Source organism: Roseateles sp. PN1 (assembly GCF_038419725.1).
Lineage (GTDB): Bacteria > Pseudomonadota > Gammaproteobacteria > Burkholderiales > Burkholderiaceae_C > Paucibacter_A.
Genome location: NZ_JBCARA010000001.1, coordinates 343,608 through 362,113 on the forward strand (window position 1 = coordinate 343,608; position 18,506 = coordinate 362,113).

Genomic DNA, 18,506 nt, shown 5'->3' on the forward strand with positions numbered 1-18,506 from the left:
CATGGGTAGCGCATCTGCTACTCGCAGCAGCAGGAGTTAGTGCCATGATTGCCAGCCCCAAGAATCTCTTCGTTACCGTGTTCACCGCTGTCGGCCTGATCGCCGGCGCCGCCACCGCCTGGGTCGTGCAGGCAAAGCCTGAGGCGTCCATGCGCGTCGTCAAGCTTGAGCGTGTGGTCATCGAAGGCAAGCGCCCCGTGGCCCCCGCCATCGTGGCCCAGCAGCAGCCAGTCGAGAAGCTGCCCCGCGTGGTCATCGAAGCCCGCCGCACGCCTGCCGCTGCCGACACCACCGTGCTGGTGGCCAAGGCCAAGGTCTGCAACAACCCCGTGCAATGCTGAAGCCCGCCTGCGTCGGCGCCTGTCGTTTGGCGCCGCTTGGCACACCGTTCGTCGTAATGCCTTTTTGACTTTTCGCCCACCTCTCTAAGATCGCGCCACACCAGTTGAGGAGGGCGGTCGATGACAGAGATCTTGCAAGTTCAGGGCTTGAAGAAAGCCTTTGGCGCCAGGCAGGCGGTGCGTGAAGTTTCCTTCCAGGTGCGTGCCGGCGAGTTGCTCGGCTTCCTCGGCCCCAACGGCGCGGGCAAGTCCACCACGCTCGCGATGATGGCCGGCCTGATCCCCGCAGACAGTGGTTCGGTCCATGTGGCCGGCATCAGCTTGGCGGAGCAAGCGAACGCGTTCAAGTGCCGCATCGGCTTGGTGCCCCAGGACATTGCGCTGTTCGAGGATTTGCCGGCCCAGGCCAATATCGAATTGTTCGGCGCGCTCTACGGCATGTCCGGCCACGCCCTGCGGCAGCGCGCACGCGAGGTGTTGGATTGGGTTGGCCTAGCCGAGCGTGCACAAGACAAGCCCGCCAGCTTCAGCGGCGGCATGAAGCGCCGCCTCAATATCGCCTGCGCCCTGGTCCATGACCCCGACGTGCTCTTGCTGGACGAGCCCACCGCCGGGGTTGACCCGCAAAGCCGTAACGCCATCTTCGATCAGCTCGAACGGCTCAAACGCGCCGGCAAAGCCCTGGTCTACACCACCCACTACATGGAAGAAGTGGAGCGCCTGGCCGACCGGGTGCTGATCATGGACCACGGCGAGGTGCTGGCCAGCGGCACCCTACCCGAGCTTTACCGCCGCTTGCCCGCCGCGCAAACCCTGCAGCTGGAATTGGAGGATGGCGCGCCGCTGGATCTGGCCGCCTTGCAGGCCCTGGCTGGCGTCAGGCAAGTCGAGTTGCACGGCAGCCAACTCAAGCTGGGCGTGCAAGACCTGACCCTGGCCACCCCGCTTGTCTTGCAGGCCCTGGCCGCGCAAGGCCAGCAGCTGCGCCACATCAGCTCAGGCCGGGCCAATCTGGAAGATGTGTTCCTGGCCCTGACCGGCCGCCAGCTGCGCGATTGAGAGTAAGGACACCACCATGCACGCTTTTTTCGCGCTTCTTCGCAAGGACTTGGTCCTGCATTTCTCCAACCGCCGCGCGGTGTTGATGAGCATTGCCGCGCCGATTCTGATCGCGGCGTTTTTCGGCAGCCTCTTCGGCGGCTCGGGCAACAAGCCCGCCCATGTGCCGGTGGCCATCACGGATCTGGACCGCAGCGCCTTGTCGCAAAAGCTGGTGGCGGCGTTGCGCGCTGACCCCAGCCTGGCCCTCAGCGAATTGCCGGCCGAAGAGGCTCAGGCGCAGGTCAGGGCCGGCAAGCTGCGCGCTGCGATTGAGCTGCCGGCAGGCTTTGCCGCGCAAGCCGGCCGTGCCATGTTTGGCGGCCAGAACAAGCCGGAGGTGGGCGTGGTCTACGACCCCTCGCAAGCCATGGCCCTGCCGTTGGTGCGCGGCCTGCTGACCCAGCATGCGATGGCCTTGGTGGCGCAGCAGACCTTCGGCGCCAACAGCCCGGTCCTCAAGGATGCGCGGTCCGAGGTGGCCGCCGACACGCAGATGCCCGCCGCCCAGCGCCAGGACTTGCTGCAGATGTTCGACAGCATCAAGCGCGTGCAGGCGCAAACCGCGACACCTTCGGCTTCAGCGCCGACATCCGCAGCCTCCGCCGCTTCTGGCGCATTGACCGGGCCCAGCTTCAGCCCACCCTTCAACACCCGCGAAACCGAGGCCAGCGCGCGGCCCGAGCTGCACTACAACAGCTATGCCCATTCCTTCGCCGGCATGGGGGTGCAATTCATTTTGATGATGGGGGTGGACATCGGCGTGGGCTTGCTGCTGCTGCGCCGCCAAGGCCTGTGGCTGCGCCTGCGTGCCGCGCCGCTGTCGCGTGCCACCTTGCTGGGCAGCCGCATGGCCAGCTGCGCGCTGATCGCCTTGCTGGTGTTCGCGGCCATTTATGCCGTGGCCATGGCCGCTTTTGGGGTGCGGGTGGAAGGCAGCTGGCTGGGCTTTGCGGCGGTGCTGCTGGCCTTCTCTGCGCTGACATCGAGCTTTGGCTTGTTGATTGCCGCGCTGGGCAAAACGCCCGAGGCCACGCGTGGGCTGGCGATTCTGGCGACCTTGCTGATGGTCATGCTCGGCGGCGCCTGGGTGCCGTCCTTCATCTTCCCGGAGTGGCTGCAAACCTTGTCGATGTTTGTGCCCACGCGCTGGGCGGTGGATGGGCTGGATGCCATGACCTGGCGTGCCCAAGGCTTGCAGGAAGCGCTGCTGCCGGTGGCGGTGATGCTGGGCTTTACCTTGTTGTTCGCGGCCCTGGCTTTGGCGCGTTTCAAATGGGAGGAGTGATCGGCCTCGGCTTTGGCCACGACTTGGCCTAATGCGGCACAAAGTCACAGCAAGCGCATAAGCGCTGCCAAAGCGTTACCTCGGCTTACATACTGCTGGCCGCGGCCGCCCTGCGGTTCGCTCGGGCTGACTAGAGTTCCGACCTTGGCGCCGCCATTTGTTTTGGCGCCGCGTGTGGGAGCGAAATGAGAGTCGAATTTGATCCGATGGCCCTGCGACAGGCGCCGCAGCCGCAGCTGATGCAGCCAGATCGGGCGCGTCGGGCCCTGGCCAGCCTGTTGGTGTCGCTGGCGGTGGCTGGCTTGACGGCCTGCGGCGGCGGTGGTGCCGGTGGCAGCAGCAGTACGGGCGACACCGGGGCCACGCCGAATGCAGGCGCTCCCGCGCCCAGCCCCACGCCCGAGCCCGCACCCGCCAAGCCCAGCCGTGACGAAGCGCGCCGCTTCCTGCTGCAAGCCAGTTTCGGCCCCACCGAGGCCAGCATCCAGGCGGTGATGGATCAAGGCTATGCGGCCTGGATCGATCAACAACTGGCCCTGCCCGCCAGCTCACACCGCGCCAACTGGGAAGCCTCAGACGCCAGCCTCAAGGCCGCCAAGGCGACGGCCAGCGCCGGTACGGGCGAGGTGCTGGATTCGTTTTACAAAGCAGCCATCAGCGGTGAGGACCAGCTGCGCCAGCGAATGGCCTATGCCTTGTCGCAGATCTTTGTGATTTCGCTGGCCCATGGCACGGTGGACGATCAGCCGCGCGGCGCCGCCAGCTATCTGGACATGTTGGCCGCCCAAGGCCTGGGCAGCTATCGCAATCTGCTGGAGCAGGTGGCGCGCCATCCGATGATGGGCTTGTACCTCTCGCATCTGAAGAACCAGAAAGAAGACCCCGCCACCGGCCGCGTTGCGGATGAGAACTTCGCCCGCGAGGTGATGCAGCTGTTTTCCATCGGCCTGGTCGCGCTCAACCCTGATGGCAGCGCCAAGTTGTCCGCTGGTGTGGCAACACCCACCTACGGCCCCGACGACATCGCCGGCATGGCCAAGGTCTTCACCGGCTGGAGCTGGGACGGCCCCGACACCGACAACGGCCGCTTCTTCGGCTGGTGCCCGAGTTTTTGCTCGGCAGACCGCGCCATCATGCCGATGCAGGGCTATGGCCAATACCACTCGCTGGCGGAGAAGCGCTTTCTCGGCCAGGTGCTGCCGGCGCAAACCCGCGCTGACCCGAACGCCAGCCTCAAGCTGGCGCTCGACACCCTGGCCAGCCACCCCAATGTGGGCCCCTTCATTGGCCGCCAGCTGATTCAACGCCTGGTCACCAGCCATCCCAGCCCGGCCTATGTGGCGCGGGTGAGCGCGGCCTTTGGTGCTAGCGGCGATATGCGCGCCATGCTCAAGGCGGTGCTGCTGGATCCCGAAGCGCGCAACACGCCTGCCGCTGATGCGAACAGTTATGGCAAGCTGCGCGAGCCGGTGCTGCGCCTGACCCAGGCTCTGCGTGCCCTGGGCGCCAGCAGCGATTCGGGCGCCTGGCTGATCCGCAGCACCGACGACCCCGGCTCGCAGCTGGGCCAGTCGCCGCTGCGTTCGCCCTCGGTGTTCAATTTCTACCGCCCCGGCTATGTGGCGGCGGGCAGCGAAACCGGCGCCGCCCAGCTCACCATGCCCGAGCTGGCGCTGGTGAACGAGACCTCGGTGGCCGGCTACTCGGTCTATATGCGCAACGGCCTGGGCAATGGCTTCGGCATGTCCGGGGCCGACTGGAAGGCCGCGCGCCCCGATGTGCAGCTCAATCTCAGCGCCGAGATCGCCCTGGCCGACAAGCCCGCCGAGCTGGTGGGCGCTGTGGTCACCAAACTGCTGGGGGCGCGCAGCAATGCCGCCCTGCAGGCGGAGATCGTGGCAGCGGTGGAAAGCGTCAAGCTCGACGCCCTGAAGGCCGACGCCAGCAACCAGAAAACTGTCGACGAGCAGCGCCGCAACCGCGCCCGCATGGCGGTCTATCTGAGCTTGATGGCTCCCGAATACCTGGTGCAGAAGTAAATCATCATGAGCCAAGCCACTTTTCACTCCGCGGCCTCGCGCCGTGCCTTTCTGCGCCAAGCCTCGGCCTTTGCCGGCCTGGGCGTGGCCGCCCCGCTGGGCCTGAATCTGGCCGCCATGGGCAGCGCCAGTGCCCAAACGGCCGGTGACTACAAAGCCATCGTCTGCCTGTTCATGAACGGCGGCAACGACGGCCTGAACATGGTCTTGCCCACCGACGCTGACAGCTGGGCCGCCTACACCGCCACCCGCAACCAGGCACCGGACTCCATCGCGCTGCTGGCGCCGGGGGCGCCGCCCACAGCGAGCGCAGCGGCCGGCTCACCGACGCGCTTGGGCGGTGTTTTGCCGATCAGCCCGATCTCGAGCCAAGGCCGCAGCTTTGCCCTGCACCCCAGCATGGCGGCGGCGCGTGATCTGTTCGCCGCCGGCCGCTTGGCGGTCTTGCCTAATATCGGCACCCTGGTCAAACCCACCAGCAAAGCTGATTTGAAGTTGGTCAGCTTCCCGCGGCCGGCCGCGCTGTTCTCGCACAACGACCAGCAATCCACCTGGCAAGCCCTCAGCCCCGAGGGCGCTTCGCTGGGCTGGGGTGGGCGCATTGCCGACATGCTGCTGGCCAATAACAGCCAGCCCATCTTCAGCGCCGTCTCGGCCGGCGGCAACGCGGTGTTCCTGACTGGGCGCCAGGTCTTGCCTTATCAAATCGGCAGCCGCGGCGCGGTGCGGGTGGGTGGCAGCGGCAGCAGCCTGTTCGGCTCCACCACGGCGACCGAGCGCTTGCGCAATGTCATGCGCGGTGGCCGTAGCACTGACCTGATCGGCCGCGACCACGCCGCCGTGGTGGCCCGCGCGCTCAGCGCCGAAAGCCTGATCGTGCCGGCCTTGCCCGACATTGTTCCCGCGCCCTATGGCTCCGGCGGCCTGGTGGCCGGCGCGGCTGACCCACTGCTGCAGTACGACAACCCGCTCACCGGCGCCAAAGCCAATAACTCGCTGGCTCAGCAGCTGCAGGTGGTGGCGCGCACCATCGGCGCGCGCGGCAGCCTGGGCGTGGGGCGGCAGGTGTTCTTCGTCAGCGTCGGTGGCTTCGACACCCATGACGACCAGAACCGCGCCCATGCCGATCTGATGGCCAAGCTGTCGCACGCACTGAGCTACTTTGACGCCACCCTGGGCGCCATGGGCATGCGCAATCAAGTCACCACCTTCACCGCCAGTGACTTTGGCCGTAGCTTCACCAGCAATGGCGATGGCACCGACCACGGCTGGGGCAGCCATCATCTGGTGATGGGCGGCGCGGTGCGCGGGCGCGAGTTCTACGGCAAGTTCCCGCAGCTGGGCCTGAAGAATGCCGGCAACAACCAGTTCGACAGCAGCCCCAATCAGCTCGCCAACGGCGTGCTGCTGCCCGAGACCTCGGTGGAACAGCTGGGCGCCACGCTGGGCCGCTGGATGGGTGTGTCAGACGGCGGCCTGGCCGACATCTTCCCGAACTTGAAGAACTTTGATGCCGGCGTGCGCGACTTGAAGTTCTTCGGCTGACGGCTTGTTGTTGGCTGAGCGGTGAGCTGAGCAGGCTTGCTCGCTGCTCAGCTCACATCACTTCATTCCAACTCAGGCCTGATCCAGCACCCGCAGAATCTCAGCCCCGTAGGCTTCGAGCTTTTTCGCGCCCACGCCGCTGATGCCGGCCAGCTCATCGAGCGTGCCGGGCCGGCGCCGGGCCATCTCGGCCAGGGTCACGTTCTGGAAGATCACATAGGCCGGCAGGCTGTGTTCCTTGGCCACCTCCGCGCGCCAGGCTTTGAGCTGCTCAAACGCGGCTTGCGCCTGTTCGTCCATATCGCCCAGATCACGCGCCGCACTGCTGCCTCCGCCTGGCTTCTTGCCACTGCCCGAACTTTGTTTGCCGCGTTTGCTGGCCACCGAAGGCACGCGAAGAAGCAGTTGCACCTCGCCCTTCAGCACCGAGCGGGCCGAGTCCGCCAGCACCAGGGTCATGTATTCGCCCTCGGTCTGCACATGGCCCAGGGCGATCAGCTGGCGCAGCACGGCGCGCCACTGCGTCTCGGGCAGGTCGGCGCCCACGCCCCAGGTGCTCAGGGTCTGGTGGCCGTATTGCGTGACCTTGTCGGTGACCTTGCCGCGCAGCACATCGATCAAATGCCCGGCGCCAAAGCGCTGGCCGCCGTTCTGGTGAAAGCGGTAGATGCAGCTGAGCAGCTTGCGGGCGGCCTCGGTGCCGTCCCAGGTGGCCGGGGGAAACAAGCAGTTGTCACAGTTTCCGCAGGCCGAGCTGGCCTCACCGAAATAGCCTAACAAGCGAACCCGACGGCAATCGGTCGCCTCGGCCAGGGCCAGCAAGGCATCGAGCTTGCCGCGCTGGCCTTTCTTGAATTCTTCCTCGGCCGGGCTTTCGTCAATCATGCGGCGTTGGTTCACCACATCGGCCAGGCCATAAGCCATCCAGGCGTCGGCAGGGGCACCGTCGCGGCCGGCACGGCCGGTTTCCTGGTAATAGCTTTCGATGTTTTTGGGCAGGTCCAGGTGGGCGACGAAGCGCACATCGGGCTTGTCGATGCCCATGCCGAAGGCGATGGTGGCCACCATCACCACACTGTCTTCGCGCAAGAAGCGGTCTTGATGCTTTTGGCGCAGGGCTGCGTCAAGGCCGGCATGGTAGGGCAGGGCCTTGATGCCCTCGGCCACCAACCAGTCAGCGGTTTCTTCCACCTTCTTGCGGCTTTGGCAGTACACCACGCCGGCATCGTCTTCATGCTCGTCACGGATCAGGCGCAGCAGCTGCTCGCGCGGCTTGTCCTTTTCGACAATCGTGTAGCGGATATTGGGCCGGTCGAAAGAGGAGATGAAGACGCGTGCCTCTTCCAAGCGCAGGCGGCTGATGATGTCGGCGCGGGTCAGGTCGTCGGCGGTGGCGGTCAGCGCGATGCGCGGCACGTTCGGGAAACGCTCGTGCAGCAGGCTCAGCGCCAGGTACTCGCTGCGGAAGTCATGCCCCCATTGGCTGACGCAATGCGCCTCGTCAATGGCGAACAGGCTCAGCAGGCCGCGCTCGTACAGTGAATCCAGCTGGGCCAGAAAGCGTGGGTTGGTGATGCGCTCGGGCGCGGCGTAAAGCATCACCAGGCGGCCGCTCATCATCTCGCGCTCGACATGGGCGGCTTGCTCGCCGCTCAGCGTCGAGTTCAAAAAGGCCGCGTGCACGCCGGCTTCTTCCAGCGCACCCACCTGGTCATGCATCAGCGCGATCAGGGGGCTCACCACCACCGTGACGCCCTGGCCCGCGCGGTGGCGGGCAATCGCCGGGATCTGGTAGCACAGGCTTTTGCCGCCGCCCGTGGGCATCAGCACCAGCGCGTCACCGCTGTCGCCCACATGCTGGATGATGGCTTCTTGCGCGCCGCGGAAGGCGCCGTAGCCAAACACCTCTTGCAGGATGTTCAACAGGACGGGATGATGGTTTGGCTGGCTCATGGTGGCCCGCATTGTCGAGGAGAACCACTTTGGACGAAAAAAGCCAGGCCTTGCGTGCCAAGCTGATCCGCAATCATCTCGACTTGCCGCGTGAGCGCTTTGTGCGCGCGCCGCGCTACGACAGCATGATTGGCGCCCTGTCCGACGGCACCCTGGCGCGCAAACTGGGCTGCGGCGTCGACACCGTGGCGCCGGGCCAGCAAAGCTGCCCCTATCACTTCCACCACACGCAAGAAGAGATGTTCGTCGTGCTGGCGGGCGAGGGCACGCTGCGGGTGGCCGGTGAGATGCTGCCGATCAAGACGGGCGATGTGATCTTCATCCCCTGCGGCCCCGACTATCCGCATCAAATCCTCAACACCTCGAACGCGCCGCTGAGCTATTTGTCCATCAGCACCCAGGAGCGCCCCGAGGTTTGCGAGTACCCTGACTCCGGCAAGATCGGCGTTTTCGCCGCCCGGGGCCGCAGCTTTGTGCAGCGCCCGGAGAACGGGCTGGACTATTGGGAGGGCGAGCCCTAATCTGGCTTTGTGGCTGGGGCGGCATAATCCGCCCTTTGGTTTTCTCCTTCTCTGCGGAGCGCACGCATCATGGCCTCGGTCAATAAAGTCATTCTCATCGGCAATCTGGGGCGCGACCCCGAGTTGCGCTACAACCCCAGCGGCGTTGCCTTCTGCACCATCAGCTTGGCGACCACCCGCAACTGGAAGAACCGCGAGTCCGGCGAGAAGCAGGAAGAGACCGAATGGCACCGTGTCGTGTTCAACGACAAGCTGGCCGAAATCGTCGGCCAGTACTGCAAGAAGGGCAAGCCGCTCTACGTTGAAGGCCGTCTGCGCACCCGCAAGTGGCAAGACAAAGAAGGCCGCGACACCTACACCACCGAAATCATCGCCGACCAGATGCAATTGCTGGGCGGCCGTGACAGCGGTGGCGACGAAGGCGGTGGCGGCGGTGGTGGCTACAGCGCCCGTGGTGGTGCCGGTGGCGGCAGCAGCTACGGTGGCGGTGGCGACGACTACGGCGACCAACCCGCCGCTCGCGCCCCGGCAGCCCGCCCGGCAGCAGCCCCTCGCGCCCCGGCTCCGCGCGCACCTGCGCCAGCACCGCGTGCGGCGACGGGGTTTGACGATATGGACGACGACATCCCGTTCTGAAAAGTGCCTGGCAGTTAGTTGTCAACAAAAAGCCCGCGGCCTAATAGCTGCGGGCTTTTTTTATTGTTTACATCGCATCTCTTGTTCTTTGTCGGGGTTGGGTATCGCCTACCCCCCAAGATGCGCAAACAACAGAACCCAGACCGGATTCGCTTGCTCGTTCTTGCTTTAGGCGAGCGCTTTCCGTTCTAGGCTGAGAGCGGTCGCGCGCACGAAGCACCTACATGTCCGCTCAGGCGCGTCCGCAGACGTTCATCCAATGGGCTCAGTTCAGCGAAGGGGGTGCGATGACAAACGTGTTTCGACTCGACAGGCCCCACAGCTATTGATATGCCGCACGTGTCGATAGTCAGCGAACGCTGTTGCGACGGAGACCCTGTCCGGGGACAGCTTGCCTACAACAAGTGCTTTAGGCCACACTGGCAGCAGAACTCATGGCGATTAATCGTCCAGAGAAGACCCAGGGAGGGAGAGATGGCAGACGTGAGTCAGCTTGCAGGGGCTGAGATAGATGGATGGAAGCTTGAAAAGTCGATTGGTCAGGGCGCTGACGGGATCGTCTATGCGGCCAGCGGCGTGGACGGACGTCTAGCAGCAGTCAAGCTTTTTTTTCCAGATGCTCTGCAAAAGAATGGGCTAACTGAAGCTCGGCAGCGGCTTGATATTCAGCTTTCGCTCGCGGGAAAGAAGCATCACCCGCATCTCGTGGAGGTTTATGGCGGCGGTGAGTGCCCCGAGCACGAATCCTTGTTTCTTGCCATGGAGCTTGTTCCTGGAACCTCGCTTGACAAGCTAACTGGCAAGGTGCCTGCGCAGCACGTGCCAGAGCTGCTAAAGCAGCTAGCAGGCGCAGCTAGGTATTTGGAGGAAGAACTTGAGCTGTTTCATCGAGACATAAAACCAGCAAATATAGTTGTTAGCGATGATTTCAGCATGTTGACGCTTTTGGATCTCGGCGTGGTGTACAGACTCCCCGATGATGACGATGGGGGGAGGCTGTCTGGGGCTGAGTTTGTTGCGACGCTCAGATATAGCCCGCCAGAGTTTGTTTGGAGGACGGAAGAGGGCAGCGAGGATGGGGCTTGGCGAGCAATCACGTTCTATCAGATTGGTGCGACACTTCACGATTTGATTGTTGGCAAGCGCTTATTTGATGGCGAGGACCAGCCTAGGGCCCGCCTATATGATTGCGTCAAAGAAAAAACTCCCAATATCCCATCGACTGGTATTGAGCCTTGGCTTGGTCAGTTGACGCAAGCTTGCTTATTGAAAGATTGGCGGCAGAGACTTCATTTTCTGAACTGGGAAAGCTTCAATGGTCCGCTGCAGGATAATGGAATTGCAGTTCGTGAGCGTCAAATCCAATTGATGCAGGCAACAAAGGAAGAGGCAAAGTTGGCCGCGGCCCGGAAAATGTCTTCAGTTACTACAAAATCTAGGGAGCAAGAATTGTGGTTGCTGAATTCTGGGGTTTTTCTGGAAATTCGGAATTATCTGTTGGATTCTTCGATTTTCCCGAGATTCAGGGTCGCGGAGGAATTTGTATCTGAACAGGAGTATCACTCGACGTTTGAATTCGAGGCGGATGCGAACAAGCAATTCCAAAGACCCTGGAGCGTGAAAATAAAAATCATGATCTCACCTGTTGCGCTCGAGGCTACGGACGTCAGATTTGAGGCCGTATGTGGGGACGCAAGAATCGCTGAGGCAACGTGGACGGAGATGTTCACCGTTCAGTCAGCTTTCTCGAATTGTCAGCGGGTGTTGCTAGACGCGGCCTTCGTGCTGCTGTCTTAGTTAGGGAGGACGAAAATGACAGGCATGTTCTGGATTACCGGCGATGACCTCGATGCAGATCAGGCAAAGGCCGTTGAAGGTATACCCGAAGCGCAGAGCTTTCTTCTTTACGGCCCCGCAGGTTCGGGCAAGACAAACATCTTGCTGCTGAGAGCTAAGTGGCTCACCTATCGCAAAAAAACGAATTTCAAAATCATCGCTTTTACTGCAAGCCTAAAGCGCTTTATAGCGCAGGGATGCACGCACTACGGATTTGACCCTGCTTCGGCAGTCACTCAGATGACCTTTTTTAAAGAGATTCTAGATGAATTTGGCGTGCATTATGAATTGACGAGGAGCTTTGAGCCCGACAGGACAATGCTCGCAGGCAAGGTCTTGTCTTTGATTGAATCAAAGGGGATCGACGGGACATACTGCGAAACATTGCTCGTTGACGAAGCGCAGGACTATACAGACACGGAATTGCTTGTATTCAGGCGTCTCGCGAAGACGCTTGTCCTTGCAATGGACTCGCGGCAAAGTATTTACCGCACGACCCATACACCCGATCTGCCCGAGAAGCTCGTCGGTGGTCAAGTCATCACGCTTCAGTACCACTATAGAAGCGGATTGAAACTCTGTAAGGTTGCCGATGCCATTCTTTCGGATGCCGCGGCCTTTCCTAAAATTCAAGGTGAATGCAAGTACCCGGAAAGTACAAGACCTTCTCAGGTGGTTTCGGCTACTTATCCTTCGTTGGATGCTCAACTTTCCGCAATCGCTGCAAATGTGGCCATGCAGATTGACCTTTATCCCGAAGAGAAGATCGGAATTCTGTTTCCAAAGAAAGATCAATCAACTGCGTTTGAAGACTACCTGTCAGCCAATCCGATCGCAGGAGCCAACGAGGTAGTGTATATCGACACGCTCCACGGCTCAAAGGGCTGGGAATTTCGGGCCGTGCACATCGCGGGACTTGAAGCACTCTACAAGATGGGAGCTACGCAGAAGCGTTTGATTTACACCGGATTGCTGCGCGGGAAAACAAGCGCGCACATCTATTTCAGTGGGCATTTACCAGGTTATTTGGATTCGGCGCTTGGGAAGCTTGAGCCTCCGAGGCCGATGCCCACACTAAGCGATCTATTTAAATCAACATGAATTTTCAATTCGGCCGAGAGGCAATCAACGAAATGCTGGGATCTGATTCCCATGCAAAGGGCAGGCCGTCAACCGAAGATCTGTTCACGACAACTTTGACTAACGCTCCCCGCGTTCACAAGACTTATCGAAATGGATACGACCGTCAGCAATTGCCGCTAGTGGTCGTGCCAAGTGACTCAGACTTTGATGAGTTTTTTGCCACCGTTGCTACTTATTATTCTGGTCAAGTTCCAATAACTGCATATATGCATGTTATCGGCGAGGAGTTGGAGCGTTTCATTGACGAAGATCGCGCGACACCGGTATTCGATGACGGCTCTTCGACCTTGCTGTTGTCGCTCATCGGGGCAAGTTTGGGTGAAACGACACTTGCAGCTTTGCACGGAGGTGATAACGCCCCGGTTACTTCCTACTCGAGCTGCCGTCGATCTTTGTCCTATGTGATGGCTCGGACCACCGCGCTATATCCAAAACTTGAACCAAGAAATGTCGCTGACCGTTGGCAAAGGCTGCGCAGGCTCACTGGCCTTCCTGTATCTCAGATAGCCGTTGAGGCAGTGGTCACAACACATGCCATCGCGGTAAATTCCAAAAATTTCGACCGGCAGGCTTCTCTGCCCAAGATGCTACGAAGTCCGCTGGGTAAACAACTCCGGGGTGCGGATCGCGGGGAGGCGTTGCGGGACATACTGGTCGACACCTATCCTCGACTGACTGAAGCGTTTACGAGCATGTCGGGCCCGTTCGACAGTCGTATGGCTGCGTTCCTAAGCGGAGTGCGAGAGATTCAGTCCTTGTCACACGGGCCTGAAGTGGACAGCGTGGCGGTTGCATTTCTCTGCAATAGCATATTGCCGGGCTCATTCGCGCATAGCAAGGTGCTAACTCGTCTTGTTGAATTCTTCCCCTCAGCACTTGTTTGGTATGGTGTGTTTTCGGCGACTTCCTCGGAGTTCGATGTCCGAAATTTCGGGAATGGGATAGCATTTAAACTAATGCGTGATCTCGCTCAGCCGTTTTCATTTTCTGATAGGCCGCAGTGTGATTTATCGCTGGACGAGTTTGAGGTTTTGGCGCGTGGCGCAATAAAGCCTGAAGCAATAAAGCCTAGTCAAGTGAAGACGGCTGTTGTAGCACTACTGCCAGGCGTAGATGTTCTATCTAGGGTTATGCCCGAGGACGAAGTGGTTCGATATACCGAACGGGACGACGTGGGGGCAGAGCGTTTGGAACATGCCACGAGACTCGTTGAGGAAGCATCTTCGCTTTTGCGCGAGATTGCCTACGAGAGGGACCGGAAGATTTCCGGCCCTTCGTTTGCGAAGCGCAGGAAGAGATAAGGTTGCGATGAGTTTTGAGATATTCCCTTTCTGGCGCGGCGTCTCAAGCAAATATGACTTGAAAGCGCCGACGGTCAATGTCACCCGTTTGGATCGCAAACCGAAGAACAGTGGGCAAAGTTTCCACAAGTTGGCGGATGCATGGTTTGAAAAGCGTTTTGGTATTCCATTTAGAAGCCAGGCATTGCACGTTACGTCAAGATTGTTGACTGCTAGGACATACGGTGCAACCCCTGCTCACGTGATGAGAATAATTCCTTTATCTGACTACCAATACTGCTGGTCCGAAAAAACGCAAGATCTGCTGTTTGGTGCGAATGCACTGGCTAATTGCGGCAAAGAAGAAGTTGAACAGTATCTTGAGTCGATGGAATATCGGACCGACGGTCTCGAAGAGGCACATGCCTCTGGCCATGAAGTTATGCTCAGGTGCGGTACCTACATCGCGATCCCCATGCACATGCTGGAACACGAAGAACCAAAAGAACCGAAGTCCTTGATAGTTCTGAGCGGAGGCTAGGGCCCCTCTCTCCGCTGACTCGGCGTCGCACGGGCACTCGACCAGGAGTTCGAGCGTCGCTGCCTGCCCACTAGCCGACGGTTGCTTGGGTCGCAGCTAAGGGCTGCAAGCGCTGCAAAGCCGCCGGCCTCTTTAGTTCCGTGGGCTATGCAACAGGTAGTTGCTCGCCCTGCTCTCTATGTGGCGAGCTGATGTTGAAACTCCATAGGTCAGCGTTCCCGTTCTAAACCGAACCAACAGCTGCCCTGCCAACATCAGGCCCGTACCCCAAAGGCGACAGGCCCTTTTTATGGCCAGCGGCGCTCACGCGGCTACAGTGGTCAGCCCTGTAGCTCAGCCGGGCCAATGCCCGGGCCCGCCCCGCCATGACTAGCGCCGCTTCCTCGTCCTGCGTCCCTCCAGTCGACCGCTGGCAATTCTGGATCGACCGGGGCGGTACCTTCACCGATCTGGTGGGGCGTGCGCCGGGCGGTGAATTGCATACGCTCAAGCTGCTGTCGGAAAACCCCGAGCAGTACCGCGACGCGGCGGTGGAAGGCATGCGCCGCTTGCTGGGCTTGCAGGCTGGGGAGCTGATCACGCCCGAGCGAGTGGAGTGCGTGAAGATGGGCACTACGGTGGCGACCAATGCCTTGCTGGAGCGCAAGGGCGAGCCCACCTTGCTGGTGACGACTCGGGGCTTTCGCGATGCGCTGCGCATTGCCACCCAGGCACGGCCCAAGCTGTTTGAACGCCATATCGTGCTGCCCGAGCTGCTGTACAGCCGCGTGATCGAGGCGCAAGAGCGCCTGGGCGCGGCGGGCGAGTTGGTGACGCCGCTGGATGAGGCTGCGCTGCGTGCTGAGCTGCAAGCGGCGTTCGACGCCGGCCTGCGTGCCTGCGCCATCGTCTTCATGCATGCCTACCGCTTCCCGGCGCATGAATTACGCGCTGAGGCCTTGGCGCGGCAGATCGGCTTCACGCAGATTTCGGTGTCGCACCGGGTCAGCCCTTTGATGAAGTTGGTGCCGCGTGGCGACACCACGGTGGTGGACGCCTACCTGTCGCCCATCCTGCGCCGCTATGTGGAGCAGGTGGCGGCGCAAATGCCTGGGGTGCCGCTGTTCTTCATGCAAAGCTCAGGTGGCTTGACGGAGGCCAGCCGCTTCCAGGGCAAGGACGCAATTTTGTCCGGCCCGGCGGGCGGCATTGTCGGCATGGTGCGCACCGCGCAATTGGCGGGTTATGACAAGGTGATTGGCTTCGATATGGGCGGCACCTCCACCGATGTCAGCCACTTCGCGGCCGACCCTGCCGCGCCACCCGGCGCCAGCCCCAGCTACGAGCGCGCTTTCGACACCGAGGTGGCGGGCGTGCGCATGCGCGCGCCGATGATGAGCATCCACACCGTTGCGGCGGGTGGCGGCTCCATCGTGCGTTTTGACGGGGCGCGCCTGCGCGTGGGGCCGGAGTCCGCGGGCGCCAAGCCCGGCCCGGCTTGCTACCGGCGCGGTGGGCCGCTCACCACCACCGATGCGAATGTGCTGCTGGGGCGCATTCAGCCCGAGTTCTTCCCGCATCTGTTCGGGCCGCAGGGCGATCAGCCGCTGGATCTGGCCGCCGCGCAGGCCGGTTTTGCCGAGCTGGCGCAGCGCATGAGTGTGGCGGCGGCCAAGCCCATCAGCGCCGAAGAAGTGGCCAGCGGCGCCTTGCAGATTGCCGTGGGCAGCATGGCCGATGCGATCAAGAAGATTTCGGTGGCGCGTGGTTACGACGTGACTCAGTACACCTTGCAGTCCTTCGGTGGTGCCGGCGGCCAAGCGGCTTGCCGGGTGGCCGATGCGCTGGGCGTCAGCCGTGTCTTGGCGCATCCGCTGGCCGGTGTGTTGAGCGCCTACGGCATGGGCCTGGCCGATCAGCTGGCCCTGCGCGAGGCCTCGCTGGAGCTGGCGCTGGACGCACCGGGCCTGCGCGCCGCGCGGGCCTTGGGCCAGCAGCTGGTGGCCGCTGCTGCGGCCGAGCTGCAAGCGCAAGGCATTGCCGCCAGCGCCTTGCAAAGCCAGGTCCGGCTGCAAGTGCGCTACCAGGGCACCGACACGGCGCTGGCTTGCGCGCTGCCACCCGAGCCAGCGCTGGGTGATGCCGGCGACGATAGCGATGCCGATGCCCTGGCGAAAATCCGCGCTACTTTTGAGCAAGCCTATGCCCAGCGCTTTGCCTTCCTGATGGCCGGGCGGGCGCTGGTGATTGAAGCGGTGGCGGTGGAATGTGTGGCCGCCGGTGCATCGGTGGTCGGCGCGCCGACTGATTCGGCCTCATTGCCGCCGAGCGAACATCAGCCCGAGCCCAGCGCCCAGCTGCGCATGTATTGCCCGGCCGATGATGCCGGGCCGGCGGGCTGGCGCGCCGCCGCGCTCTACCGGCGCGAGCTGCTGCAGCCGGGGGCTTGCATCGCCGGCCCGGCCATCTTGGCCGAGCGCAATGCCACCACGGTGGTGGACCCCGGCTGGCAGGCGCGGCTGAAAGCCGATGGCTGCATCGAACTGCTGCGCGTTTTGCCGCGCCCCAGCCGCCATGCTCTGGGCACCCAGGTGGACCCGGTGCTGCTGGAAGTGTTCAACAACCTGTTCATGAATATCGCCGAGCAGATGGGGCTGCGCCTGCAGAACACCGCTTACTCGGTCAATATCAAGGAGCGGCTGGATTTCTCTTGCGCGCTCTTCAATGCCGAGGGCGAGCTGATTGCCAATGCCCCGCATATGCCGGTGCATCTGGGCTCGATGAGCGAGTCCATCCGCAGCGTGATCGAGCGCAACCCGCAGATGCAGGCGGGCGATGTTTATGTGCTCAACGACCCCTATCACGGCGGCACCCATTTGCCGGACATCACCGTGGTCACGCCGGTGTTCCTGGCGCAGCGCGAGCGGCCTGATTTTTATGTCGCCTCGCGCGGCCACCATGCCGATATCGGTGGCATCAGCCCGGGCTCGATGCCGCCGTTTTCGCGCCGCATTGATGAAGAAGGCGTGTTGATCGACAACTTCAAGCTGGTGGCGGCTGGGGTTTTGCGGGAAGTGGAGATGCTGGCGCTGCTGGGCAGCGGCAGCCACCCGGCGCGCAATCCCGCCCAAAACATGGCCGATCTGCGGGCTCAGATCGCCGCCAACGAGAAGGGCGCGCAAGAACTCAAGGCCATGGTGGCGCAGTACGGCCAGGCCACCGTGGCCGCCTATATGCAACATGTGCAAGACAATGCCGAGGCCTCGGTGCGCCGCGCCATTGGCTCGCTCAAGGACGGCAGCTTCTGCCTGGCCTTGGACAACGGCGCGCAGATCCAGGTGGCGCTGCGGGTGGATGCGCAGGCGCGCAGCGCGGTGATCGATTTCACCGGCACCAGCCCCCAGCAGTTAACGAATAACTTCAACGCACCCAAGGCCATCACCATGGCCGCGGTGCTTTATGTGTTCCGCACCTTGGTGGACGACCAGATTCCACTCAATGCCGGTTGCCTCAAGCCTTTGCAAGTGATCGTGCCGGCGGGTTGCATGCTGAACCCGAACCCGCCCGCTGCCGTGGTGGCCGGCAATGTGGAAACCTCCTCATGCGTCACCAACGCGCTGTACGGCGCCTTGGGCGTGATGGCGGCCAGCCAATGCACGATGAATAACTTCACCTTTGGTGATGCCACCCATCAGTATTACGAAACCATCTCGGGCGGCTCTGGCGCAGGTTGGCTCAGCGGCGCCGCTCAAGCTGGCCAAGAGGGCGGCCGCGCAGGCTTTGTTGGCACCAGCGTCGTGCAAACCCATATGACCAACTCGCGCCTCACCGACCCCGAGGTGCTGGAGTTCCGCTTCCCGGTGCGGCTGGAGTCTTACGAGATCGTCCCTGGCACAGGCGGCGCCGGGCGCTGGCCGGGTGGTAACGGCGGCCTGCGCCGGGTGCGCTTCTTGGCGCCCATGACGGCCTCCATCCTCAGCAACGGCCGCCTGGCAGGTGCTTTCGGCATCGCCGGCGGCGCGGCCGGCAGCGTGGGTGCCAACTGGGTGGAGCGGGGCGACGGCAGCATCGAGCCCCTGGGTCACCTCGGCCAAGTGGCGATGCAGCCGGGCGATGTGTTTGCGATTCAGACGCCGGGTGGCGGTGGCTGCGGTGCCGTCGAGCAGCCGGCCTGATTCAGGCCACCTACCCAGCTCGGGGGGGTGCTGAACAGCCTGCGCTGAATTGTCATGATGGCTGGTTAAAGTGTCATATTCCCTGGGTTCGGGGGCGGTGAATCCACTATGGCTGCGGCGAATCGCTGTGA

13 protein-coding genes are annotated in these 18,506 nt (G+C 62.3%); 12 read left to right on the forward strand and 1 reads right to left on the reverse strand.

Annotated elements, in window-relative coordinates; all coding sequences use genetic code 11:
- Window positions 1-44: 44 nt before the first annotated feature.
- From AABB87_RS01305 to AABB87_RS01325, 5 genes are all read left to right on the forward strand, one after another.
- Complete coding sequence (locus AABB87_RS01305; protein ID WP_341969308.1) at window positions 45-341, forward strand: hypothetical protein; 297 nt, start codon at window positions 45-47, stop codon at window positions 339-341.
- A 120-nt stretch (window positions 342-461) separates the two neighbouring features.
- A complete protein-coding gene (locus AABB87_RS01310) occupies window positions 462-1,400 on the forward strand; it encodes an ABC transporter ATP-binding protein (RefSeq protein WP_341969309.1) in 939 nt (312 codons plus the stop codon).
- 16 nt (window positions 1,401-1,416) lie between these two features.
- A complete protein-coding gene (locus AABB87_RS01315; protein ID WP_341969310.1) occupies window positions 1,417-2,727 on the forward strand; it encodes an ABC transporter permease in 1,311 nt (436 codons plus the stop codon).
- 185 nt (window positions 2,728-2,912) lie between these two features.
- On the forward strand, window positions 2,913-4,766 hold the full coding sequence (locus AABB87_RS01320) for a DUF1800 domain-containing protein (protein ID WP_341969311.1): 1,854 nt from the start codon (window positions 2,913-2,915) through the stop codon (window positions 4,764-4,766).
- A 6-nt stretch (window positions 4,767-4,772) separates the two neighbouring features.
- A complete protein-coding gene (locus tag AABB87_RS01325) occupies window positions 4,773-6,311 on the forward strand; it encodes a DUF1501 domain-containing protein (RefSeq protein WP_341969312.1) in 1,539 nt (512 codons plus the stop codon).
- A 72-nt stretch (window positions 6,312-6,383) separates the two neighbouring features.
- Here AABB87_RS01325 and recQ read toward each other — a convergent pair whose 3' ends face one another.
- Window positions 6,384-8,264, reverse strand: coding sequence for a DNA helicase RecQ (recQ, locus tag AABB87_RS01330; protein ID WP_341969313.1), 1,881 nt, complete (start codon window positions 8,262-8,264; stop codon window positions 6,384-6,386).
- A gap of 29 nt (window positions 8,265-8,293) precedes the next feature.
- On the opposite strand from recQ, the gene AABB87_RS01335 reads away from it, so the two are divergent.
- The 7 genes from AABB87_RS01335 (at window position 8,294) to AABB87_RS01365 (ending at window position 18,375) form a co-directional block, all read left to right on the forward strand.
- Window positions 8,294-8,785, forward strand: a complete 492-nt coding sequence (locus tag AABB87_RS01335) for a cupin domain-containing protein (RefSeq protein ID WP_341969314.1) — start codon at window positions 8,294-8,296, stop codon at window positions 8,783-8,785.
- Between the two features lie 69 nt (window positions 8,786-8,854).
- Window positions 8,855-9,421 (forward strand): single-stranded DNA-binding protein, encoded by a 567-nt coding sequence (gene ssb / locus AABB87_RS01340; RefSeq protein ID WP_341969316.1) that lies wholly within the window; start codon window positions 8,855-8,857, stop codon window positions 9,419-9,421.
- A 474-nt stretch (window positions 9,422-9,895) separates the two neighbouring features.
- Window positions 9,896-11,218: a serine/threonine protein kinase gene (locus tag AABB87_RS01345; protein WP_341969317.1), complete on the forward strand. Its 1,323-nt coding sequence runs from the start codon at window positions 9,896-9,898 to the stop codon at window positions 11,216-11,218.
- Window positions 11,219-11,233: 15 nt separating this feature from the next.
- Complete coding sequence (locus AABB87_RS01350) at window positions 11,234-12,358, forward strand: AAA family ATPase (protein WP_341969318.1); 1,125 nt, start codon at window positions 11,234-11,236, stop codon at window positions 12,356-12,358.
- Complete coding sequence (locus AABB87_RS01355) at window positions 12,355-13,701, forward strand: hypothetical protein (protein ID WP_341969319.1); 1,347 nt, start codon at window positions 12,355-12,357, stop codon at window positions 13,699-13,701. Before AABB87_RS01350 ends, AABB87_RS01355 begins: the two co-directional genes overlap by 4 nt.
- Window positions 13,702-13,708: 7 nt before the next feature.
- The gene (locus AABB87_RS01360; RefSeq protein ID WP_341969320.1) at window positions 13,709-14,221 is read left to right on the forward strand and encodes a hypothetical protein; all 513 of its coding nucleotides are present in this window, start codon (window positions 13,709-13,711) and stop codon (window positions 14,219-14,221) included.
- 365 nt (window positions 14,222-14,586) lie between these two features.
- Window positions 14,587-18,375: a hydantoinase B/oxoprolinase family protein gene (locus AABB87_RS01365; protein WP_341969321.1), complete on the forward strand. Its 3,789-nt coding sequence runs from the start codon at window positions 14,587-14,589 to the stop codon at window positions 18,373-18,375.
- Window positions 18,376-18,506 lie beyond the last annotated feature (131 nt).